This is a genomic window from Salmonella sp. GDC200615, assembly GCF_050574145.1.
Lineage (GTDB): Bacteria > Pseudomonadota > Gammaproteobacteria > Enterobacterales > Enterobacteriaceae > Salmonella > Salmonella enterica.
This window is the reverse complement of sequence record NZ_CP192247.1, coordinates 3559085-3579409: the sequence shown is the minus strand read 5'-3', so window position 1 is coordinate 3579409 and position 20325 is coordinate 3559085. Positions and strand designations below refer to the sequence as shown.

19 protein-coding genes and 5 pseudogenes are annotated in these 20325 nt (G+C 46.4%); 20 read left to right on the top strand and 4 right to left on the bottom strand.

Annotated elements, in window-relative coordinates; translation table 11 throughout:
* Positions 1 to 159: 159 nt before the first annotated feature.
* Entirely contained in the window at positions 160 to 2010 is a 1851-nt protein-coding gene (locus tag ACQ29O_RS17320) for a hypothetical protein (protein WP_000556730.1), read from the bottom strand.
* A gap of 103 nt (positions 2011 to 2113) precedes the next feature.
* Between ACQ29O_RS17320 and ACQ29O_RS17315 the strand changes: the two genes are divergently transcribed.
* From ACQ29O_RS17315 to ACQ29O_RS17300, 4 genes and pseudogenes are all read left to right on the top strand, one after another.
* Complete coding sequence (locus tag ACQ29O_RS17315; RefSeq protein WP_001673759.1) at positions 2114 to 2338, top strand: helix-turn-helix transcriptional regulator; 225 nt, start codon at positions 2114 to 2116, stop codon at positions 2336 to 2338.
* Between the two features lie 24 nt (positions 2339 to 2362).
* Positions 2363 to 3307, top strand: coding sequence for a DUF3987 domain-containing protein (locus ACQ29O_RS17310; protein ID WP_250645698.1), 945 nt, complete (start codon positions 2363 to 2365; stop codon positions 3305 to 3307).
* On the top strand, positions 3304 to 3888 hold the full coding sequence (locus ACQ29O_RS17305; RefSeq protein ID WP_253336141.1) for a DUF3987 domain-containing protein: 585 nt from the start codon (positions 3304 to 3306) through the stop codon (positions 3886 to 3888). The genes ACQ29O_RS17310 and ACQ29O_RS17305 overlap by 4 nt, the downstream gene beginning before the upstream one ends.
* A 303-nt stretch (positions 3889 to 4191) precedes the next feature.
* Positions 4192 to 4737, top strand: a pseudogene (locus tag ACQ29O_RS17300) (inovirus Gp2 family protein); the annotation flags it as partial.
* A 35-nt stretch (positions 4738 to 4772) separates the two neighbouring features.
* On the opposite strand, the gene tagK reads toward ACQ29O_RS17300, so the two are convergent.
* Positions 4773 to 5537, bottom strand: coding sequence for a type VI secretion system-associated protein TagK (gene tagK / locus ACQ29O_RS17295; RefSeq protein WP_000806683.1), 765 nt, complete (start codon positions 5535 to 5537; stop codon positions 4773 to 4775).
* Positions 5538 to 5904: 367 nt separating this feature from the next.
* On the opposite strand from tagK, the pseudogene ACQ29O_RS17290 reads away from it, so the two are divergent.
* From ACQ29O_RS17290 to ACQ29O_RS17280, 3 genes and pseudogenes are all read left to right on the top strand, one after another.
* A pseudogene (locus tag ACQ29O_RS17290) lies at positions 5905 to 8705 on the top strand (RHS repeat-associated core domain-containing protein).
* Entirely contained in the window at positions 8671 to 9036 is a 366-nt protein-coding gene (locus ACQ29O_RS17285) for a hypothetical protein (protein ID WP_000517964.1), read from the top strand. The pseudogene ACQ29O_RS17290 and the gene ACQ29O_RS17285 overlap by 35 nt, the downstream one beginning before the upstream one ends.
* A 779-nt stretch (positions 9037 to 9815) precedes the next feature.
* Positions 9816 to 10136, top strand: a complete 321-nt coding sequence (locus ACQ29O_RS17280) for an Imm8 family immunity protein (RefSeq protein ID WP_223201872.1) — start codon at positions 9816 to 9818, stop codon at positions 10134 to 10136.
* A gap of 82 nt (positions 10137 to 10218) precedes the next feature.
* On the opposite strand, the gene ACQ29O_RS17275 is transcribed toward ACQ29O_RS17280, so the two are convergent.
* Positions 10219 to 10353: a hypothetical protein gene (locus tag ACQ29O_RS17275; RefSeq protein ID WP_001675090.1), complete on the bottom strand. Its 135-nt coding sequence runs from the start codon at positions 10351 to 10353 to the stop codon at positions 10219 to 10221.
* A gap of 247 nt (positions 10354 to 10600) precedes the next feature.
* Here ACQ29O_RS17275 and ACQ29O_RS17270 point away from each other — a divergent pair.
* The 6 genes and pseudogenes from ACQ29O_RS17270 to ACQ29O_RS17245 form a co-directional block, all read left to right on the top strand.
* Positions 10601 to 10773, top strand: a pseudogene (locus tag ACQ29O_RS17270) (RHS repeat-associated core domain-containing protein); the annotation flags it as partial.
* Between the two features lie 24 nt (positions 10774 to 10797).
* Positions 10798 to 11031: a hypothetical protein gene (locus ACQ29O_RS17265; RefSeq protein WP_124084119.1), complete on the top strand. Its 234-nt coding sequence runs from the start codon at positions 10798 to 10800 to the stop codon at positions 11029 to 11031.
* Between the two features lie 59 nt (positions 11032 to 11090).
* On the top strand, positions 11091 to 11231 hold the full coding sequence (locus ACQ29O_RS17260) for a hypothetical protein (RefSeq protein WP_001575644.1): 141 nt from the start codon (positions 11091 to 11093) through the stop codon (positions 11229 to 11231).
* A gap of 669 nt (positions 11232 to 11900) precedes the next feature.
* On the top strand, positions 11901 to 12299 hold the full coding sequence (locus ACQ29O_RS17255; RefSeq protein WP_000828171.1) for a hypothetical protein: 399 nt from the start codon (positions 11901 to 11903) through the stop codon (positions 12297 to 12299).
* A gap of 98 nt (positions 12300 to 12397) precedes the next feature.
* Positions 12398 to 12554 (top strand): annotated as a pseudogene (locus ACQ29O_RS17250) (RHS repeat-associated core domain-containing protein); the annotation flags it as partial.
* Positions 12555 to 12684: 130 nt separating this feature from the next.
* Positions 12685 to 12963 (top strand): hypothetical protein, encoded by a 279-nt coding sequence (locus ACQ29O_RS17245; RefSeq protein WP_077677834.1) that lies wholly within the window; start codon positions 12685 to 12687, stop codon positions 12961 to 12963.
* Positions 12964 to 13094: 131 nt separating this feature from the next.
* On the opposite strand, the gene ACQ29O_RS17240 is transcribed toward ACQ29O_RS17245, so the two are convergent.
* On the bottom strand, positions 13095 to 13343 hold the full coding sequence (locus ACQ29O_RS17240) for a SymE family type I addiction module toxin (RefSeq protein WP_001746936.1): 249 nt from the start codon (positions 13341 to 13343) through the stop codon (positions 13095 to 13097).
* 52 nt (positions 13344 to 13395) lie between these two features.
* On the opposite strand from ACQ29O_RS17240, the gene ACQ29O_RS17235 reads away from it, so the two are divergent.
* From ACQ29O_RS17235 to ACQ29O_RS17205, 7 genes and pseudogenes are all read left to right on the top strand, one after another.
* A complete protein-coding gene (locus tag ACQ29O_RS17235; protein ID WP_001746935.1) occupies positions 13396 to 13593 on the top strand; it encodes a transposase in 198 nt (65 codons plus the stop codon).
* A pseudogene (locus tag ACQ29O_RS17230) lies at positions 13527 to 14100 on the top strand (integrase core domain-containing protein); the annotation flags it as partial. The gene ACQ29O_RS17235 and the pseudogene ACQ29O_RS17230, both read left to right, overlap by 67 nt.
* 621 nt (positions 14101 to 14721) lie before the next feature.
* On the top strand, positions 14722 to 15219 hold the full coding sequence (locus ACQ29O_RS17225; RefSeq protein ID WP_001030293.1) for a hypothetical protein: 498 nt from the start codon (positions 14722 to 14724) through the stop codon (positions 15217 to 15219).
* A 98-nt stretch (positions 15220 to 15317) separates the two neighbouring features.
* Positions 15318 to 16034: a pili assembly chaperone SafB gene (safB, locus tag ACQ29O_RS17220; RefSeq protein WP_012539847.1), complete on the top strand. Its 717-nt coding sequence runs from the start codon at positions 15318 to 15320 to the stop codon at positions 16032 to 16034.
* Positions 16035 to 16057: 23 nt separating this feature from the next.
* Positions 16058 to 18568 carry a fimbrial biogenesis outer membrane usher protein gene (locus tag ACQ29O_RS17215; protein ID WP_020937123.1) on the top strand — a complete coding sequence of 837 codons (2511 nt, stop codon included), beginning with the start codon at positions 16058 to 16060 and terminating at the stop codon, positions 18566 to 18568.
* 21 nt (positions 18569 to 18589) lie between these two features.
* Positions 18590 to 19060 (top strand): AfaD family invasin, encoded by a 471-nt coding sequence (gene afaD / locus ACQ29O_RS17210; protein WP_000266939.1) that lies wholly within the window; start codon positions 18590 to 18592, stop codon positions 19058 to 19060.
* A 407-nt stretch (positions 19061 to 19467) separates the two neighbouring features.
* Positions 19468 to 20289, top strand: a complete 822-nt coding sequence (locus ACQ29O_RS17205; RefSeq protein WP_000119378.1) for a polysaccharide deacetylase family protein — start codon at positions 19468 to 19470, stop codon at positions 20287 to 20289.
* Positions 20290 to 20325 lie beyond the last annotated feature (36 nt).

Here is a 20325-nt window from a genome sequence, read left to right as displayed (position 1 = left end):
CCTATTACCAGTTAGTGCGATTATTGAGCACCTCGATCACCCATAAGCCTTGATTCACCTGCTTTTTCTGATCAGTAAAATGTTACTTTCAATGTAAGCCCCCGGCTACAGTGGCTACACGTAGCCACTGTAGCCGGGGGGATATGTAAAAATATGCAATTATTTTCCACCCCCCTGTGTTTTCCCAGTCTGTATTTTTCTTTCTTCCTCCAGAATCGTCAGGGCTCCATATATCAAATCCCACAATTTTTTATCAACTGAAAGAATCATATTCCTTATTTCCTCCCCAGGGCAGCGAAGATATTTTATCAGACTCTCGATGTCCCGTACGCACGCCAAAAGAGGACAGTTAACCAGTATGCCTATAAGGCTATCATTCAGTTCACCTCGGGTCAGAATTTTATTATTTTTCAGGATGCAGGATAAATCTTGACTGGAAGTAATTTTTTCAGAAAAGATAATGTTGAGTATCTTACCCAGGATAGTGTCAACTTTATCCAGAAGCCCGTAAACAGACTCAGGATAAATGCCTTCCAGCTCAAGGTCATTCCAGTCACTTATTCTCCTGACCATGTTATTATACATCCTTACCGAACGGATGATGGTCAGATTGTTGGCATCTGATAAAATGGATTCAGAAAGGAGAGTACTTTTTATAACAGAGTCGTCACTGTGGGTTTCTGTATAAGTCTGACTGACGGGGATATAGTCAGTGTAAATCCCCTGATTTTCCAGGATGGATGTTACAGATAATGAGAAAACACCATTTTTAACGTTTTTCCTCTCAAATTTTATACGTAATGCAATATGGATAACTAAAAAAGCGGATGCCAGATATCCTGCAGGTAAATCGTCCAGAGAAATAGTTTTGACTTTCTCAAATGCTTCCTCTGTTTCGCCTTTACTGATTAAATCTATAACCTTCCAGAGTTCAATATACGGTTGAATAAACTGTTTATGGGGTTCTTTTTTTAATTTTACAGCGATGTCAGTTAACTGTGCTTCGGAGATAATGGTTTTATCATTGAAGTTGAAAATGATGTTTTTTAATGCGCTGATACTCTGTAAACATTCCTCGTTTATATTCAGGGAGAACGGTTTTATTACTCTCTCATGATAATAATCCGCAATTGAGTTAATCATGGTATCATGATGGATAAAATCATGGGGTTCTGGCTCATACAGTAGTCTGCATAACATTGCTGATATATTCCCGGGTTTTATTCCATTGTCTACATAGTTTCTGTAGTACCGTGATATGATGTTAATGACAGGGAGTTTTCGTTCGACATTAAGGAGTACGGTCAGGGAGTAATGGGCTTTTTTTATATTATCAAGACTGACTCTGACGCTGTTAAGCGTATCATCGTCAACAATACCAGAATACGCCTTAATGCAGTCTATAATTGATGCTTCCAGCGTGCTTTTTTTCTGTGTATTACCTGGGCGGATATTTTCAATTACTTTGAAAAGAGGCGCCAGGTTTTCTGAATCTGTATGAGAGAACTTTTGTTTTCTTGCTAAACTTTTCAGATACTTCTGGACAGCAGATAAACCCCCTTTCTTTTTATCCTGCCAGCATGGGCAATAATCTTTCAGCAAGAACTGGTGTATATGGTGATAAAAACAGTTTTTGTTTTCGTCTTTGTACGTTTTATATATGTCAAGTGCGATTAATCTGGGGATTATATGCAGAGCATATCGCTTTTTTATTTGTTCCCGGCTCAGTTCAGTAAAGACGGGGCGAGCCATCAGGGCATTATAAAGTTGCTCGTATTTGTAAAAAATCTCCCTTCGTTGAGTTGTGCTGAACACCTGTTCTGCATCAAGAACCCCGATGATTTCATCATAGTGTTTCTGTTCCTGATGTCTTTCATCCTCACGATTACCGAAAAAGCGCTGATGGCTGGAAAAGGTCGCAGCCCCCCGTATAGCAGCCCGCCTGTTCCCTTTACTGAATAAGCCAAAAGACCGATAAACATCGTACATCAGGCTGGCAAAAGTGTGCATTGTCACTCCCTGCGGTTGGTTTTGTTTTTTTTACGGGGACAGTATTTCAGCTCCTGTGGAAAATTGCGACCACAGCCAGAGACATCCAACAGGAGAATCGAAAATGTCATCTGTTTACACCAGACAATCAGAGCCACAACAGCGCATTCTGCGCATGAGAGAACTGACGAAGATAGTCGGTCTGTCCCGGTCAACTATCTATGAAAAGCTAAATCCCGAATCCAGGTATTACGACGAAACGTTTCCAAAAACCGTGAGACTTGGTGCTGCTTCCGTTGGATGGCGTTCCACTTCCGTTGATGAGTGGATCGCCTCCAGAAGCGTTTAATTTTTTCTCAAAAGAGACTATGCAATGAAGCTTACCCATAAAAAAACTCAAAATCATCATGTTAATCTGAACACCAGAGCAATTTTGACGTTTTTTCAACAAATCATATCTTTCATATATGGCAAAACCAGCGCGGCGGTTGAGCTTATCTTTGCAACCCTCCAGGGGAGCATGGCTCTGGCCTGCCAGGATATGTATGATGTTGAAATTGATGATGATATTATCGTTCCTGTATCGCATTTTCACATAATACTGGCAAGGTCCGGAAGCAAAAAAACGACAGTATACAGGCTCATTATGGCGCAAATTCATCAGACTGAACGTGAGCTGGCAGAGGTGTTTTCAGTCAGACTGAAGGAGTATGAACGGCAACACGTGCTATGGGATGAAGAATGTAAGAGCCTTAAGAAATCGTTTCAGAAAGCTGTACGCCAGAAAGAGGGAGTGGAGACAGCCAGAAATGAACTGGATGAATGTCTCAGAAATGAACCGGTTAAGCCTGTAAGGGTGCATCTGACGGTAACGGATCCCACGCCGGAAGCCCTTCTGAAAGAGCTGGGGCAATACTCCAGTCTGGGTATCACCTCTGACGAGGGAAGTGCTCTGTATGAAAGCATCATGCGCCGTAAGATCGCAATTCATAATACGCTATGGTGTGGTGATGATTATCGGATCAGTCGTGCGTCAACGGGTATCACAGATATTAAAGATCCCCGGCTTGGTGTGCTGTTGATGACACAGCCGGAGCCACATGACTGCACACTGAAATCACTGGGTAACGCAATACGAGCTACGGGAATTTATGCGCGTACGTTAACCATGGATCTTACGTTACTCACCAGACAGATTGATATTGATGAGCTGGTTTCTGGCGATGAGTCCGATCTGGAAAAGTTTTATGCCATTCAGAAAAAACATTTACTTGCCGGGATTGAACGCAGAAAAAAAATCAACCCCGAATCTGTATGACTTTTGCTCCTGACGCAAAGAAGCGGTTGCGTTATGTTGGCAGGGACGTAAAGCGTCTGATGCAGCAGGGGGGAAAGCTGTACCATTATAACGACTGGGCTGCGCGGTACTGCGAACATACCGCTAGGAGTGCTGCTGTGATGCAGTTGTTTATCACCCCTGACTCAACCGTTATTACGCTGGAAACACTGGAAGCTGAGTTGTTAATATCGGAATGGCACCTTAATAATTTTATTGTAAAAATGGATGTGGTCAGGGGATCTTCCCATTCTGAAAGAGTACTCAGTTGGCTTGAAAACCATCTTGTTAAAAATGGGTCTTATGATTTTTTAAGGCGTGAAATGATGCAAGAGATACATCGTTCACTCAGAAAAAAAGCTGATCTTGAGCCTGTTCTGGAACAGCTTGCTGAGGAGGGTAAAATCCAGCTGTGGGAGGACGAAAGTGGGACGCATTACATCAAATACCTGGCTTCCGAAATGGCACCTTCAGAACTGGATACAGAACACAAGGCTTTGAAAGGTATACCAGAATATCATGGGGGAGGTAGTGCTATCAGTAGCGTCCCGCTGAAAGGATAACTTCAGAGTGATTTTCATTCAATATCAGATGGTTATATTCCACGCATTCCCTGGCGTGTAGCGGGTTTCGCTGTTGTGAGTGGAATTATTATCCGTATTGATTAGTCGGTATATGTACTATATTTATCGTGGGTAGGTACTCTTACACTAATACGATAAGTATCGGTATGTATGCGCTAACGTAATAATAAAATCTGTATGTCTGCAGAGGTAACACATTCCTGCAGGGGAACCTGTATGCCTAATTGCATGGGTAGCTGCTTGCTACCCATTATCTAATGAATTTCGATAAAAGAGATTATTATGAAGTCACCTTATGATTTAGCTGAGAGAGAGTTTAAATTTCTGCTGCAGGAAGCTGAAGATAAATATGATTCGAGAATATCACGCCATATGCTTCGTCGATCGCTTGCTGTAATATCTAATTATCTGGAAAACTATAACCGGATATTCGCTCTGCGCGCTGACCTGAGGTTTGCTCAGTCCCATGTGCCAGGAGAGCCGGACTTGCCGATATGCTTTCAGAAGGATGATGAGAAAGCCATTACTCGGGCTATGGAATCCCTTAAAAGCCAGTTAAGGGAAGAACACAAGCGTTCTGGCAGGCCTGGTGAGCCTGTGCCACTCGGCTATATCTGGGCCAGGGAACGGGTTACCGGGGAACATCCTCACTACCATCTGGTTCTGCTGTTTGACAGAGAGGCCTATGCCTATCTGGGAGATTATACAAAGCCTGACGCTGATAATATGGGGACCCGGATACAGAAAGCCTGGTGCAGCGCCATTGGTCTTGATTATCCTGAATATGCTTATCTCCCGCATTTTCCGAAGAATCACAGCGCGTGGTTCACTCGGGATGATGCGTTAACGTTAAGTGCTGATTATTATGACTTTCTGCTACGGGTATCGGGCATTGATTCCATCGCCAGCCAGTGCATTTCACCTTCACCGGTCGTGTCCAGCGTATCCAGAATGGCATCAATACCGGGCGCGCCTGCCACCATATCCTGTAACGTGTCGGTGTCGCCCTTTTTATCGTATAACGACGTCAAATCCTGGGTGACAGCGTCTTCATTTCGGGGAAACGGTTTAGCACGGAGGGGCTTTTCCTGCCCGGAGGGCCGCAATGCCTGCTGATATTCCTGGTAAAGCTGGTGTAGCGTGCTATCCGCTTCATGGCCAGTGTAAGAGGATGCGGTTTCCCGGACGGGAATAATATCGAACGGGTTCTGCGGATTGAGCTGTTGTTGTTTAAACCAGTCCAGATCCAGGTACTCAGCAACAGATTCAGATGACTGAACCAACTGAGGAAACGAAACATCGGGACGGGACTCATCATTGGTGCGGGCAAGGCACCAGGATGACAGACCCCATTCAATCGTATCTCCATCATTCAGCCGCATACGGTGATGAGGTTCCATCACCTGCTCATTGACGGCACAACACAGTTCATCAGAGTGATTAACAATCCACCACGCCTCTTCGTGGCGAACAAGACTGAGCGCGATATCGTCTTTCCCATGTTGCTCAAAAAGCGGAATGTAGGGGGCGGCGGCAGTAAATACGATGTATGTCCCTGCGGGATACTGTGCGTTATCCGTTATACCCTGCGACTGTATTTTCCGTAATTCCCACATGTCTTGTTTCATTATGTCCCTTAAATGTATTTATTTTTCTGGAGGAAACGTTTAGGGAGTTTTAATTCATAAATAATTTTAACTAAATTCATAGGGGGTCATTATTGATGACACCCTTTTTATTATTTTCGTCGTGAATGCATTGTTGTATGCATAGATGTCTTTTTTGAAATATTATTTCTTTTAATTCTTCAATTTCGATTTTTATCTTGCTGTTCATTGATTATTTAATATTAACGGCTTAGTTGCTAATTAGTCCCTGATCTGTATCATTGTTTTGTTTCGATATTTTTTCGAGGCCATCAATAAAGAATTGTTTATATATTTATGTGCATTGATGCATTATTTTTATGAATTTTTATGTCACAAGGCATAACACATGGAAACTCCTGTTTCACGCAGTGCGTTGTATGGAAAACTGGCCGGCCCACTATTCCGGTCGCTGGAATCGGCAACGGCATTTTGCAAACTACGCTCTAATCCCTGGGTTGAGCTGACTCACTGGCTGCACCAGTTAACACAGCAGCCCGATAACGATATTCTCCACGTTCTTCGGCATTACCAAATCCCTCTTTCTGATGTGGAGAAAGTGTTACTCCGGCAACTGGATATGCTGCCCGCCGGGGCCAGCGCCATCAGTGATTTTTCTCACCATATCGATCTCTGCGTTGAAAAGGCTTGGATGCTGGCGAGCGTCCGTTACGGCGATAACAAAATTCGCAGCGGCTGGTTGCTGCTGGCCTTGTTGACCACGCCAGAACTGCGTCGGGTACTGAGCAGTATCTGCGCGCCGCTGGCCACGCTTCCGGTTGATGAACTGACGGAAATTCTGCCCTCGTTGATCGAAACATCGCCGGAAGCGCAGGAGCGCCCTTACGACGGCTCCTGCCTGGCATCAGCCATTCCCGGCGAAAGCAGCCAGGCGATTCCCGGCGGCGGGCAGGACGGTAAATCCGCGCTGGCGAAATACTGTCAGGACATGACGGCACAGGCGCGCGACGGCAAAATCGCCCGGTGACGGGGCGTGAGCATGAAATCCGCACCATGACGGATATTCTGCTGCGCCGTCGCCAGAATAATCCCCTACTGACTGGTGAGGCGGGCGTCGGAAAGACGGCGGTCGTCGAAGGTTTTGCCCTCGCGATTGCGCAGGGGGAAGTGCCGCCCGCGCTGCGGGAAGTACGGCTGCTGGCGCTGGACGTTGGCGCTCTGTTGGCCGGAGCCAGCATGAAAGGCGAGTTTGAATCGCGTCAGAAAGGGTTACTGGAAGAGGCCGGGCGCTCGCCGCAGCCGGTTATTCTGTTTGTCGATGAAGTTCACACTCTGGTGGGCGCGGGCGGCGCATCCGGCACGGGCGATGCCGCTAACCTGCTGAAACCGGCGCTGGCGCGCGGCACCCTGCGGACTATCGGCGCCACCACCTGGAGCGAATACAAGCGCCATATTGAGAAAGATCCGGCGCTGACCCGTCGTTTTCAGGTGTTGCAGATTGCCGAACCGGAAGAGATCCCCGCAATGGAAATGGTGCGTGGTCTGGTGGATACGCTGGAAAAACACCATAACGTACTGATTCTGGATGAGGCGGTACGTGCGGCGGTACAGCTTTCTCACCGCTACATTCCCGCCCGGCAATTGCCGGATAAGGCCATCAGCCTGCTGGATACCGCCGCGGCCCGCGTGGCGCTGACGCTGCACACGCCGCCTGCCAGCGTACAGTTCCTGCGCCAGCAGCTAAAAGCGGCGGAAATGGAACGGTCGCTGTTGCAGAGGCAGGAAAAAATGGGGATTCAGTCAGATGAGCGGCGCGATGCGCTGACGGCACGAATTTTCTCGCTCAACAATGAACTGACTGCATCCGAATCCCGCTGGCAGCGGGAGCTGGAACTGGTACATACGTTGCAGGAACTGCGTCTCGCAGAGTCTGATGCTGATGACAAAACCACGCTGCAACAGGCCGAAACGGCGCTAAGGGAGTGGCAGGGTGACGCGCCGGTGGTGTTCCCGGAAGTCAGCGCGGCGGTTGTCGCGGCGATTGTCGCCGACTGGACCGGTATTCCTGCCGGGCGCATGGTGAAAGATGAGGCCAGCCAGGTGCTGGAACTGCCTGCCCGACTGGCGCAACGCGTTACCGGGCAAGACGGCGCGCTGGCGCAGATTGGTGAACGTATTCAGACCGCCAGGGCGGGACTGGGCGATCCACGCAAACCGGTGCCGGGCTGTGGTCGTGACCGTTACGGTTATAACGAGTGGGGCGAGCTGACCACGCGGCGCGACCAGCAACTGGAGTGGAGCGCGCAGGGGCAGCTGACGCGGGTCATCAGCGGCAACACGGAGACGCACCACGGCTACGATGCGCTGGGGAGGCGAACCCGCAAGGCGACGTACGGGCGGCACACGGGGCATACGGCGCGGAGCCGGACGGACTTTGTGTGGGAGGGGTTCAGGCTGTTGCAGGAGAACGTGCAGCAGCAGGGCTGGCGGACATATCTGTACGATGCGGAACAGCCGTACACGCCGGTGGCGAGCGTGACGGGAAAGGGAGAAAGTAGGCAGGTGTGGTATTACCACACGGATGTGACGGGCACGCCGCAGGAGGTGACGGCGGCGGACGGAACGCTGGTATGGGCGGGGTATATCAGGGGGTTTGGAGAAAATGCGGCGGACATCAGCAACAGCGGAGCGTACTTTCACCAGCCGCTGCGGCTGCCGGGGCAGTATTTTGACGACGAGACAGGGCTGCATTACAATCTGTTCAGATATTATGCACCGGAGTGTGGCAGGTTCGTCAGTCAGGATCCGATTGGGCTGAGGGGCGGGTTAAACCTTTATCAGTATGCGCCTAATTCACTGACCTGGATCGATCCACTTGGCCTTGACGTTATTCGTTTACGGCATTACACAAGTAATCAAGGTTTTGCGGCAATAAAAGAAAGTATGAAGATACTTGCAGGTGACCAAAATGCTGTATTTGCTGTTAGAGCAAAAGGGAAACCATTAAGTATGGCTGATGCGGCAGATAAATTTAAAATAAAACAAAATCACGCCAGAAATTATATTGACTTTGATATGGATACCAATCGAGTGGAGCTTAGGAAAAATGACTTAGGTGTTGAGGAATATAAGATAAAAGGTGACATTGAACTAGATGGGAAAACAACTGAATTTAATAAGAGATGCTAAAGCTATGAGAGAATATAACTCAGAAAATACAGACAATCTAAAAGATGTTTTGATATCTTTAGAAGAGATTGTTACTGTAATAGATAAGATTGGCTCTGGGTTTGATAAAAGTGGCAAAATGGCATTAGCGTTGTTGCTATTCTTTAATCAATGCAGTGTATTAGATAAACTATCCAAAACAAGAAAATACTTATATCAAGAGTTAGAAGCCAGATTAACTCCTGAAGAATATGATGAGTGGATAGAGAAAAATTTTCCTTTATGGAAACCGCCATATGATAAAACAGAGGAGGAAATGTTGAAAATGCTAAATTCTGCGATGCGAAAATAAATATTTTTGATATAGTATCAAATAGCTGATTAAAACCCGAAAGATCTCCCCCGGTTAAGCTGCACTGAGTCAGTCAGTCTCTTGACCGATATAGCTTACTGTGTCCCGTACCCAGTTCGCGCCGATATGAGGGATGTACCTGTATATCAATTGGACTATATTTAAATTACCCTTTGATTTATAGTACTTTTGTGCAGATGAAAATTATCACGTTATGGTGGTAGTGCATGAATTACGATGTAAAACCTTTGACTCATTACGACCTAAATTAGGCAGTACGATCCATAAACTGGACGCTTTGTGTAACTTGAGCCGATAGGGCTGGCGGGGGGCTAAATCTCTACAGTTATGCACCGAATCCATTAGGCTGGATCGATCCTCTTGGTTTAACCTGCAAGTTAACAAACCAGTAGTTTAAGAATAAGCTTAAATGAATTAGAAATCAGACCGCCGCAGGTGGTAATCGGGGAATTACTGGCGTTGTATCACAGAATGATGCTTTCAGATTAGGGGAAGCATTTGTAGGTCCTAATTATAGGTTATGTCCAGTGGTAAGGGACTTGTGCCAGAAGATGGTTTGAGAACATTCAGATTCCCTGCTGATAAAAGGGGATTTGATCGTGTTAACGGTCGTCCATGGTCGAAGACTGGAAAGCAAGTGAATTTTGAAACCAAAAATGGGGATGGTGATGTTATTGCCAATGTTCATTTAGACGTGGAGAATTTTCGGCCATGAAAAAAATAAACCACAACTTATTTTATACGATATGTCTTCAACAATGTTCGATCCACTTAGTGAGTGGGAGCCTGCTTCTCTTGAAGATACATATGTGGCTGTTGATTTATGCCTTGGGATGAATGATGGTGAAAAAGGAAGCAACTATTTCTATGTGAAAGTTGCCACTCCAGAAGCCTTGAGAAAGCGATCAAAGAATTTTCTCATATCTGATAACAGAGTTATTGTAATTGATTATTATATACTTAGGAAAGTAATCGAAAATATTCTAAAAAAATGTACAAGAGAAAATTGGGAAGAATCTTGTCTTGTATTACAACGCTATTTTTCATGGGAATATGAAGATTATCATTACGAAAAATAGATAGTTAATTTTGTGAGAGATTAGTAGTAATATAAAGCCGGGAAAGAAATTAACTTTTCCCGGTTTTTTTATTAACCCCCGTTCAGTCCACTAAACCAGCACATCCTTCACCCCCCTTAACCACCCGTTTAGCCTGATAAAGCTGTTCGCGCAGCTCCTGCACCTCGTTACCGTCCGCCATTAGCACAATACACCCGTCCGAAATCTTCACCGTCACGCCGCTCCCCGGTCTCAAATCCCGCTTCTTCCTGGCAGTCGCCGCTGGGGATTTGTGAGTAACAGGTGGTCATGCAGGTTTCGCTGTTGATGTGGCGGACGCTGGCGCCGGAGGTATTCATATTTGCTGACTAAATAAATTCTTAATTCTCCGCCGGATGCTGGCTGATTGTGGAGCTCAGGGTGAGTGAGTATGGGCGCGACATCCTGGCACCGCGCCCCCCTCTCCCCGGCCAGTGATGAGCAACCGGCTACCGGGGCCGTATTTTGACGATGAAACGGGCCTGCATTAAAATCTGTTCAGATATTATGCACCGGAGTGTGGCAGGTTCGTCAGTCAGGCCCGACAGGGCTGAAAGGGGGATTAAATCCTTACCACTATCCGTTGAATCCCGTCATAGATATAGATTCGCTGGGATTGTTTACATGTGAAATATGTAGTCGCATGATAGATGAGACTAATAATAGTCTGGATAGTCTTCCATTTAATCCGGCAAAAATGTTAACGGCTAGTTTAAATATAGCTAATTCTGCAAGATTGCACACAAGTGGGGTAGCCAAACTCGGGATAGGTATTGCTGCTGATGGATTTATTACATTGTCTCCAGTGGGCAATGTTTCTCTGGCAGGGGGGAATATCACATTAGCAACTGCTTCATATAACAGGGCAAATTTATGATTATCAGAATCACTTAATGAAACCGACAAGGATAGGTGCTGCAAAATTTATTAGGTGTATTGCCTTATAGTGAACAGTTTGACGATCCAGATGAGCCATCAATTAGCGATGTGTATAAAGAGAAATTCCATAACATGATGGATTCTCCAATGAATTTAATCAAAGAGATAGGGACATTGATGTTTGATGAATATGATTAATAAAATATCCATGTTGATATTTATTATTGGAAGTATAATCGCGATAATTTGGATATTATATGCCACTTTATCGAAAAGAGGGATGTTTAGAGATAATCTTAAAAAAATAATCAAGATAATATGTGATTTATTTTGGGGGATAGGCTGATAACTCTGAGTAAAGAATATCAGAGACTGTACATGAAATTATTAATCATTCGTTGAATAAAAGCTGGGAAATCATTATAGGCGGATAACCGCATCACGAAAGATATGTAGTAACTGTACCGGTATGACTGTTACGGGAGGCTGACGCCGGAGCAGATGGCGGGACAACTGGAGCCGGAGTACACACCCCAAAGGAAAGAGAGGTTTGTGCGTATTATTCATTGTGTGATCATAGCGGTACAGGTACTTCTGCTGGTTTGTTATTCACACTATCAACCCTGATGCTGATTTATCACCAGGAATATCAGAGTCTGGAGGGGATTCTTATGGGGCACTTCTTGCGGGAGTGGCTTATACAGATGCTCGTAATAAAAATGATAGTTATAAATATACAAAAGGTGTGAGTATGGGACCCGGATTTGGAGACTGGGGGGAACTCACATGCTCCCGGCATTCGAGGTGTCTATCGGAGATTTTCGATCTGATGGATAAGGAATATGATTGGTTATCAGGTGAATTCAAGTGAAAAGAAATAGATTTTTTCTATCGTTACTATTTATGGTGTTGATTGTGTTGTTCGTTATTCTATTTTTTACATGGTTAGGTAGAGAGAATATTAAAAATGATAGAGCTATTCGAGAAGTTGCGAAAGAAGAAGTTGATAAGCTTTTTTCTCTTTATAATAAAGGGGAGTATGCTGAGATATATGATTTGTCATGTGACTCTTTCAAAAATGCCACTGCGAGAAAAGATTTTTTAACAGTTATGGGAACTAAAATGAAAATACTCGGTGAATTTAAAGGGCGAAAACTTCAATATAGTAATGTCATTAATTCAAAATCCGTGGAGTTATATTATAGAGTGGACTATATTAACTATTCTTTAATTGAAGAGTTTAACTATATTAAAAATGATGGATAAAAAATATGCTTGCAAGCAATGTTTACGGATGATGCGGGGAAACATGGGGAGGTAATAAAATTACATTAACGTGTGATAACTCCAGTTAGAACCTATCCCAATGCGATGAAGAATTGGGGCTGTATTATAACTAGCACCGTTCTATAATCCGGGACTGGGAAGGTATATTACGCAGATCCAATAGGGCTGAAAGGGGGATGGAACCGATATCATTCTCCGCTGAATCCTATTACAGATAGTGATCCTCTTGGCCTTATTACTTGTGGTGCTGATAGAGGTGATTCTGGCAAGTTATTAAGATGAAAAATGGTTGAAAATAATTGCATTAGTGAATGCTTATTTACGTCTTTACCTACAAAAAGTAACGGATTTGCCTTCTGGAATTGTGTTAACGAATGCAAATAAAATCAAGGCTGTTGATGTTTTTACTACAGGAATAAGTATGGTTAACGATAAGGATACAGCTATATTAATTAGTGATTTAATGTTGAGATTCGGTAAGGAACTTGATGAATCTGTTGCTGTTGTTCAGTCCCGTTGTGATGAGGATGAATTTAAGGTATATCGAGAAGCGGTTGGTTTGATCATGGGTGAAATGCTTATTAAAATAATGAATCCATTATATGAAAAACATCCCGAAATAAAACCAAAAGGATTGAAATAAAACATCTGGAACCGGAGGAATAATGTGTAAAAGCCGGAGGGGTTATCTTTTTCCGGCTTTTTATTATCAATTACTCATTAACTCCTGTTCCGTTCTTTTACGTTTAATCACCGGAATATCTCCGGTATTGTTCAGCGCCCCGGAAATGTTTTTAACCATTGTTCTGCATTCCGTTTATTAATGCGGGTTACGCCCATCCCTTCAATACAGCCAAAGAGTCCGCGGGTATGCTGCGGCGTGATCACGATGCAATCCCTCATTACCCGCACCTTGACGGGCATCCCGTTAATAAACCCCGCCTGCGGCATCCATTCACCGTACAAACGAACTGAAAGTCTCTCAATGCGTGAGTATGTAAGTATCCCGCATAATCGAGCCATTCACATTTAGAGATCATCCGACATAATCAATCTGCCAACGCAGGAGATCGCTGTGCGTAAAGCCCGTTTTACTGCGCACCAGATCATCGCTGTGATTAGATCAGTCGAATCCGGACGGACTGTTAAAGATGTCTACCGGGAGGCCGGTATTTCTGAAGCCACCAGGGACAACTGGAAGTCTGGATACGGCGGCAGGGATACGCGTGGAATCACAAAAGGCTCCACCGTATATACTGTCTACTCAAGCTGAATTTTCGCCGTAAGGGTAAACAACGGCTGCTGGTACGCAATCCCTCGCCACTGGTCACGCCGGAAGCGCTGAACCAGAGCTGGTCTGTGGGCGTCGTTTTCGCACGTTCAATGTTGTTGATGACTGTAATCGTGAAGCGTTGTCGGTTGAAATCGATCTGAATCTGCCAGCTCTGCGAGTGGTTCGTGTACTCGACAGGATTACAGCAACCGCGGTTATCCGGCCATGCTGCGTATGGATAAGGGACCGGAATTTATCTCGCTGGCACTGGCTGAATGGGCAAAGAAACATGCAGTAAAGCTGGCGTTTATCCAGCCGGGTAAGCCGAAGAAAAACGTTTTCATCGCGCGCTTTAACCGGACATACCGTACAGAAATACTCAATTCTTATCTGTTCAGAACGCTGAATGAGGTGCGGGAAATTACGGATAAAGGGTTATCAGAATATAACTGCGAACGTTCACATGAATCGCGGAACAATATGATGCCGGAGGAATACCGCCAATAACGTTATCTGGCCGGAATCTTAAAAATGCATGGAGCTAAAACGGGTCTATTTACGGGGGCACCTGCGATGAATTTCGCTGCACTGAAAAGCGATACCGGATGAGAGCTGCTTCAAATTAATGTGCCATGTTCACGGGGAGGTGGTGCGACGTTTGCATAATCCAGCAAGAACTGAAAGGAAGGGGAGAGCTTTTTCATGCCTGTATAATCAGTCTGGCCTGTGTCAGTCAGCTCTTAGTGTTGAGACTCTCGTTGGAGCGTTATAATTGCTTTTCCGTTTCGGAAAACAAGATTTTCCATTAAAGATCTTCCCTGCGAGGAAAAGTTAACTAATAATCTTACCGTCGAGTTAGGAGATGTATGTTTAAATATAAACAATGTTGCAACGATGCCTGATAATTATCCTCTCTTCGAAGATAAGTTTCCCACACCCAGTGTGGTGGGTGTCATTGTAATGTTATCACTTGAATGTAAATGGAGGGTGTAATTACTTTTTGACTAGTGTTCTATTCCACCCTGACAACACGATATTAACATCAATATTGGTTATGTCGGCAACAACGTTGTTTTTCTTAGATTAGGATATGAGGTAAATCTCGGGTAGTAAAGGGGATTTTTTCAAATGAACAAGGCGAAGAAATTAATTATTGCAAGTGTATTGAGCATGATGACTGCTAGTTGTTATGCTGGCTCGCTCGTGCCGAATACAAGCACTGGCGTGTCGGCGGATGTAAACTTCAGCAATCCTGGACAACTACAAGTACAGCTTACTCCAGTGTCTGGCTTGGTGGCAGGGCCTCATAAGGGTGATGAGGCTATTGCTGTGCTTTCGGTAAGCGGTTCGAGCAAACAATACGTGGTAACGGGAGATTATTCTAAACCTGAAACAGTGGGCAACGACAGCGATGTGTGGACGGTAACTGGTAAAAATGGTAATACCATTAAAGTTACCTTTGGGGGGGTAGCCTGTGCCAATAAAGGTTCATTAGTGGATGGTGCTTCGCATAAGTGGTGGGTATATAACATGACAGATAAAATCGCTGTGAAATTGTCTGGATCACAAACGGTAAAGGCTGATACTTATCCAGTGACGCTACACATAGCGGAGTATCAAGCTTAATAGTAAACAACTTTTATTGCGCCTTATTAAGGCGCAATAAATATCAAGTCATACATTTTTTTATAAATTGTAATATGAAAATTATTAGTTTTGGTGTAATGGCGGCTGTTTTATTCGTCTCTAATTCTATAACTCCTCCAGTGTATGCCTCTGAGCAGAAATTAAATTTAAACACTAAATCATTCAGCGTGAAGCTGGGGGCTACACGGGTGATTTATCACGCTGGTACAGCTGGAGCCACGCTCTCGGTGAGCAACCCGCAGAATTACCCTATTTTGGTTCAGTCTTCAGTCAAAGCAGCAGACAAAAGTTCGCCTGCTCCCTTTTTGGTGATGCCGCCTCTATTTCGTTTAGAAGCGAACCAGCAGAGTCAACTGCGTATTGTCCGTACTGGTGGTGACATGCCAACGGATCGTGAGACTTTACAGTGGGTCTGTGTAAAGGCGGTACCACCCGAAAATGAACCGTCGGATACACAGGCTAAGGGCGCGACCCTTGACCTCAATTTGTCCATTAACGTCTGTGATAAGCTGATTTTCCGCCCGGATGCCGTGAAGGGGACGCCGGAAGATGTTGCAGGAAATTTAAGATGGGTGGAGACGGGCAACAAACTTAAGGTGGAGAACCCCACCCCGTTTTACATGAATTTAGCCTCCGTCACAGTAGGGGGAAAGCCCATTACAGGGCTTGAGTATATCCCCCCTTTTGCTGACAAAACACTAAATATGCCAGGTAGTGCCCATGGTGATATCGAGTGGAGAGTTATTACAGACTTTGGTGGTGAAAGTCATCCGTTCCACTACGTCCTTAAATAAATCCAGGGGCTTAGCGGCAGAATATGAAGTTCAAACAACCTGCCTTGCTACTGTTTATCGCGGGAGTGGTTCACTGCGCAAATGCGCACACTTACACATTCGATGCATCAATGTTGGGCGATGCAGCGAAAGGGGTTGATATGTCGCTCTTTAACCAGGGGGTACAACAGCCAGGGACTTATCGAGTGGACGTAATGGTGAATGGTAAACGTGTCGACACCCGTGATGTGGTGTTCAAATTAGAAAAGGATGGGCAAGGAACGCCTTTTCTGGCTTCTTGTTTGACGGTCAGTCAGCTTTCACGCTACGGCGTAAAAACGGAAGATTACCCTCAGTTGTGGAAAGCAGCAAAGACCCCAGATGAGTGTGCGGATCTGACCGCCATTCCACAGGCTAAAGCGGTAGTGGATATCAATAATCAGCAACTGCAACTGAGTATTCCGCAGTTGGCGTTGCGTCCGGAATTTAAGGGGATCGCTCCTGAAGATCTCTGGGATGATGGTATTCCGGCGTTTCTGATGAACTACAGTGCGAGGACAACGCAGACGGATTACAAAATGGATATGGAGAGGCGTGACAACTCTTCCTGGGTACAACTGCAACCGGGAATCAATATAGGTGCGTGGCGTGTCCGCAATGCGACCAGCTGGCAGCGGAGTAGTCAACTGTCGGGGAAGTGGCAGGCAGCATATACCTATGCTGAGCGTGGACTGTACTCACTAAAAAGTCGTCTGACTCTGGGGCAAAAGACTTCGCAGGGGGAGATATTTGATAGTGTGCCATTTACCGGTGTGATGTTGGCATCGGATGACAACATGGTGCCCTACAGTGAGCGGCAGTTTGCTCCGGTAGTGCGTGGGATTGCCCGCACGCAGGCTCGGGTGGAGGTCAAACAGAATGGTTACACCATTTACAACACCACCGTGGCGCCCGGACCGTTTGCACTGCGGGATCTGTCGGTAACAGACAGTAGTGGTGATCTGCATGTCACCGTGTGGGAGGCCGATGGCAGTACACAAATGTTTGTGGTGCCAGATCAGACCCCGGCGATAGCACTGCACCAGGGATATTTGAAGTACAGCCTGTTGGCGGGCCGATACCGATCGTCAGACTCTGCAACGGATAAGGCGCAGATCGCGCAGGCTACGTTGATGTATGGTCTGCCGTGGAATCTCACTGCATATGGCGGTATACAGAGTGCAACGCACTATCAAGCTGCATCGCTTGGTTTGGGGGTATCTCTCGGGCGGTGGGGGAGTTTATCTGTCGATGGAAGCGACACACACAGTCAGCGTCAGGGGGAAGCGGTACAGCAAGGAGCCTCCTGGCGACTGCGTTACAGCAACCAGCTGACTGCGACGGGAACAAATTTTTCTCTGACGAGATGGCAGTATGCCTCGCAGGGCTATAACACCCTATCCGATGTGCTCGACAGTTATCGACATGATGGCAACCGTCTATGGTCGTGGCGGGAAAATTTGCAGCCGAGCTCGCGTACCACCCTGATGTTGAGTCAGTCATGGGGGAGGCATTTGGGCAATCTGAGTTTAACCGGTTCCCGTACCGACTGGCGTAATCGCCCCGGTCATGATGACAGCTACGGACTGAGTTGGGGAACCTCTATTGGAGGGGGCTCGCTGTCATTGAACTGGAATCAAAACAGAACGCTGTGGCGCAATGGCGCGCACAGTAAAGAGAACATAACCAGCCTGTGGTTCAGTATGTCATTAAGCCGCTGGACGGGGAATAATGTAAGTGCCAGTTGGCAGATGACTTCACCATCACACGGTGGTCAGACGCAACAAGTGGGGGGCAACGGAGAGGCATTCAGTCAGCAACTGGATTGGGAGGTGCGTCAGAGTTACCGTGCCGATGCCCCGCCAGGTGGTGGTAATAACAGCGCATTGCACTTGGCATGGAATGGGGGTTACGGCCTGTTAGGTGGTGACTATAGCTACAGCCGGGCGATGCGCCAGATGGGAGTCAATATCGCGGGAGGTATAGTTATCCACCATCATGGTGTGACGCTGGGGCAACCTTTGCAAGGCTCAGTGGCGCTGGTTGAAGCGCCAGGGGCCTCGGGGGTGCCAGTTGGCGGCTGGCCTGGCGTTAAGACGGATTTTCGTGGCGACACCACAGTGGGCAACCTGAGCGTCTATCAGGAGAATACAGTCAGCCTCGATCCGTCGCGACTACCGGATGACGCAGAGGTCACACAAACCGATGTGCGCGTGGTGCCAACCGAAGGGGCGGTGGTGGAAGCGAAGTTTCACACTCGCATCGGGGCCAGGGCACTGATGACGCTGAAACGGGAAGATGGTAGCGCCATTCCTTTCGGGGCGCAGGTTATAGTCAATGGACAGGATGGCAGCGCTGATCTGGTGGATACTGATAGCCAGGTTTATCTCACTGGTCTGGCGGATAAGGGCGAACTGACGGTGAAATGGGGAGCACAGCAATGTCGGGTTAACTACCACCTACCTGCCCACAAGGGAATCGCGGGCTTGTATCAAATGAGCGGTCTCTGCAGATAGCCGATTCTGAAGGAGAGAATAATGTGGATGAAAATACAGCGAGTGAAAACGGTTATCTATAGCGTAAGCTTACTGGTCGCTGCCAGTAGCTTGGTGCCGATAGCGAACGCCGCAGAAAAACTTCAGACAACGCTACGTGTAGGTACTTACTTTCGGGCCGGGCATGTGCCAGATGGGATGGTGCTTGCGCAAGGCTGGGTGACTTATCACGGCAGTCACAGCGGGTTTCGGGTATGGAGCGATGAGCAAAAGGCGGGTAACACGCCTACCGTATTGCTGCTGAGCGGGCAACAGGATCCTCGCCATCACATTCAGGTTCGCCTGGAGGGCGAGGGGTGGCAACCAGATACGGTGAGTGGTCGTGGCGCCATTTTAAGAACCGCTGCAGATAACGCCAGTTTTAGTGTGGTCGTTGATGGCAATCAGGAAGTGCCTGCGGACACTTGGACGCTAGATTTTAAGGCCTGTGCATTGGCGCAGGAGGATACGTAGCCGTCTGTTCCACTCATACTTCCTGTATCAGTGAATAAGGCGAATACTGTATATCAGGTTCGAGGATGTATTGAAAATTTACTCAAGGCAAATATGGTTAGCAATCTTCATTGCAGAAAAATCAATTGCTGATTGATTTTAAAATCTGAAATTCATCTTTTTTTGTAGGGAGAGGAATATTATGTTTCGTAAAATAATTTAACGGACACTGATGCCTTTATTATTTTCTGTTTTGTGGATTTGTTTGATTCACTCTTTTGTGAGCGGGGCTTTATAAGCCCTTAGTATAAGGTTTGTTTATCTGTCAGGTATTCATATGTGATATTTAAGATTTTATGTTTAGGGGGCTTTTTCTTGTCCCCTCAGGCGTAAAAATAATTTATTTTTTACATAAAGGAATAAAGCATATGTCTTATGCACGACATTTACCGGTATTAATGTATCACCATGTCAGTGATAAACCCGGACAGATAACCTTATCTCCCTGTACGTTCCGGGCGCAGATGAAATGGCTGGCTGAATCTGGCTGGAAAACCGTTACCGCTGCAGAGGTGGAAGCTTTTTATCATGGTGCAAGATTGCCTCGTAAAAGCGTCATGCTGACCTTTGATGGCGGCTGGCTGGATAACTGGTTGCAGGTTTTTCCGGTGCTGCAGGAGTTTAATCTGCATGCGCATCTCTTTCTTGTGACCAGTTTGATCAGTGACGGACCGGTCCGTATTCCTGCAGGCGAACCGGTGTACTCTCATGATGAGCGTCAGAAGCTGGTTAAACAAGGCCGGGCTGATGAGGTCATGCTGCGCTGGTCAGAGGTCCGGGAGATGCACCTCAGTGGCCTTGTTGAGTTTCACTCGCACACGCACACCCACCGACGCTGGGACCAGAAACCTGTGTCCCGTAATCCGTCGGATTTGCTTCGTGTCGATATTCTTCTTAGTCGTAAGCGGATGAGGGAGATGCTGGGTTACTGCAGTCAGCATCTGTGCTGGCCTGAGGGCTGGTATTGTTCTGACTATATTCATGTGGCTGAAGAGCTGGGGTTCACATACCTGTATACCACAGAAAGGCGTATGAACAATCCAGTCATCGGTTCACAGCGTATTGGTCGTATCAACACAAAGGAGCGAAAGAATGTGGGCTGGCTGAAACGTCGTCTGTTTTATCACACCACGCCCGGATTTTCTTCGCTGCTGGCCCGGCATAAGGAGGCACGTCGGATAGCTGACTGAGCCGGAGACCAGGATGAAAGTGCTGCATACCGAATC

What these genes read in the sequence shown, in the direction of transcription:
- afaD (WP_000266939.1), top strand. Translation starts at nt 18,590, where the DNA reads ATGTGGATGAAAATACAGCGAGTGAAAACGGTTATCTATAGCGTAAGC.
- ACQ29O_RS17280 (WP_223201872.1), top strand. Translation starts at nt 9,816, where the DNA reads ATGTTCGATCCACTTAGTGAGTGGGAGCCTGCTTCTCTTGAAGATACA.
- ACQ29O_RS17225 (WP_001030293.1), top strand. Translation starts at nt 14,722, where the DNA reads ATGAACAAGGCGAAGAAATTAATTATTGCAAGTGTATTGAGCATGATG.
- ACQ29O_RS17315 (WP_001673759.1), top strand. Translation starts at nt 2,114, where the DNA reads ATGTCATCTGTTTACACCAGACAATCAGAGCCACAACAGCGCATTCTG.
- ACQ29O_RS17215 (WP_020937123.1), top strand. Translation starts at nt 16,058, where the DNA reads ATGAAGTTCAAACAACCTGCCTTGCTACTGTTTATCGCGGGAGTGGTT.
- tagK (WP_000806683.1), bottom strand. Translation starts at nt 5,537, where the DNA reads ATGAAACAAGACATGTGGGAATTACGGAAAATACAGTCGCAGGGTATA.
- ACQ29O_RS17285 (WP_000517964.1), top strand. Translation starts at nt 8,671, where the DNA reads ATGGGAAAACAACTGAATTTAATAAGAGATGCTAAAGCTATGAGAGAA.
- ACQ29O_RS17240 (WP_001746936.1), bottom strand. Translation starts at nt 13,343, where the DNA reads ATGGCTCGATTATGCGGGATACTTACATACTCACGCATTGAGAGACTT.
- ACQ29O_RS17320 (WP_000556730.1), bottom strand. Translation starts at nt 2,010, where the DNA reads ATGCACACTTTTGCCAGCCTGATGTACGATGTTTATCGGTCTTTTGGC.
- ACQ29O_RS17310 (WP_250645698.1), top strand. Translation starts at nt 2,363, where the DNA reads ATGAAGCTTACCCATAAAAAAACTCAAAATCATCATGTTAATCTGAAC.
- ACQ29O_RS17305 (WP_253336141.1), top strand. Translation starts at nt 3,304, where the DNA reads ATGACTTTTGCTCCTGACGCAAAGAAGCGGTTGCGTTATGTTGGCAGG.
- ACQ29O_RS17265 (WP_124084119.1), top strand. Translation starts at nt 10,798, where the DNA reads ATGATAGATGAGACTAATAATAGTCTGGATAGTCTTCCATTTAATCCG.
- ACQ29O_RS17205 (WP_000119378.1), top strand. Translation starts at nt 19,468, where the DNA reads ATGTCTTATGCACGACATTTACCGGTATTAATGTATCACCATGTCAGT.
- safB (WP_012539847.1), top strand. Translation starts at nt 15,318, where the DNA reads ATGGCGGCTGTTTTATTCGTCTCTAATTCTATAACTCCTCCAGTGTAT.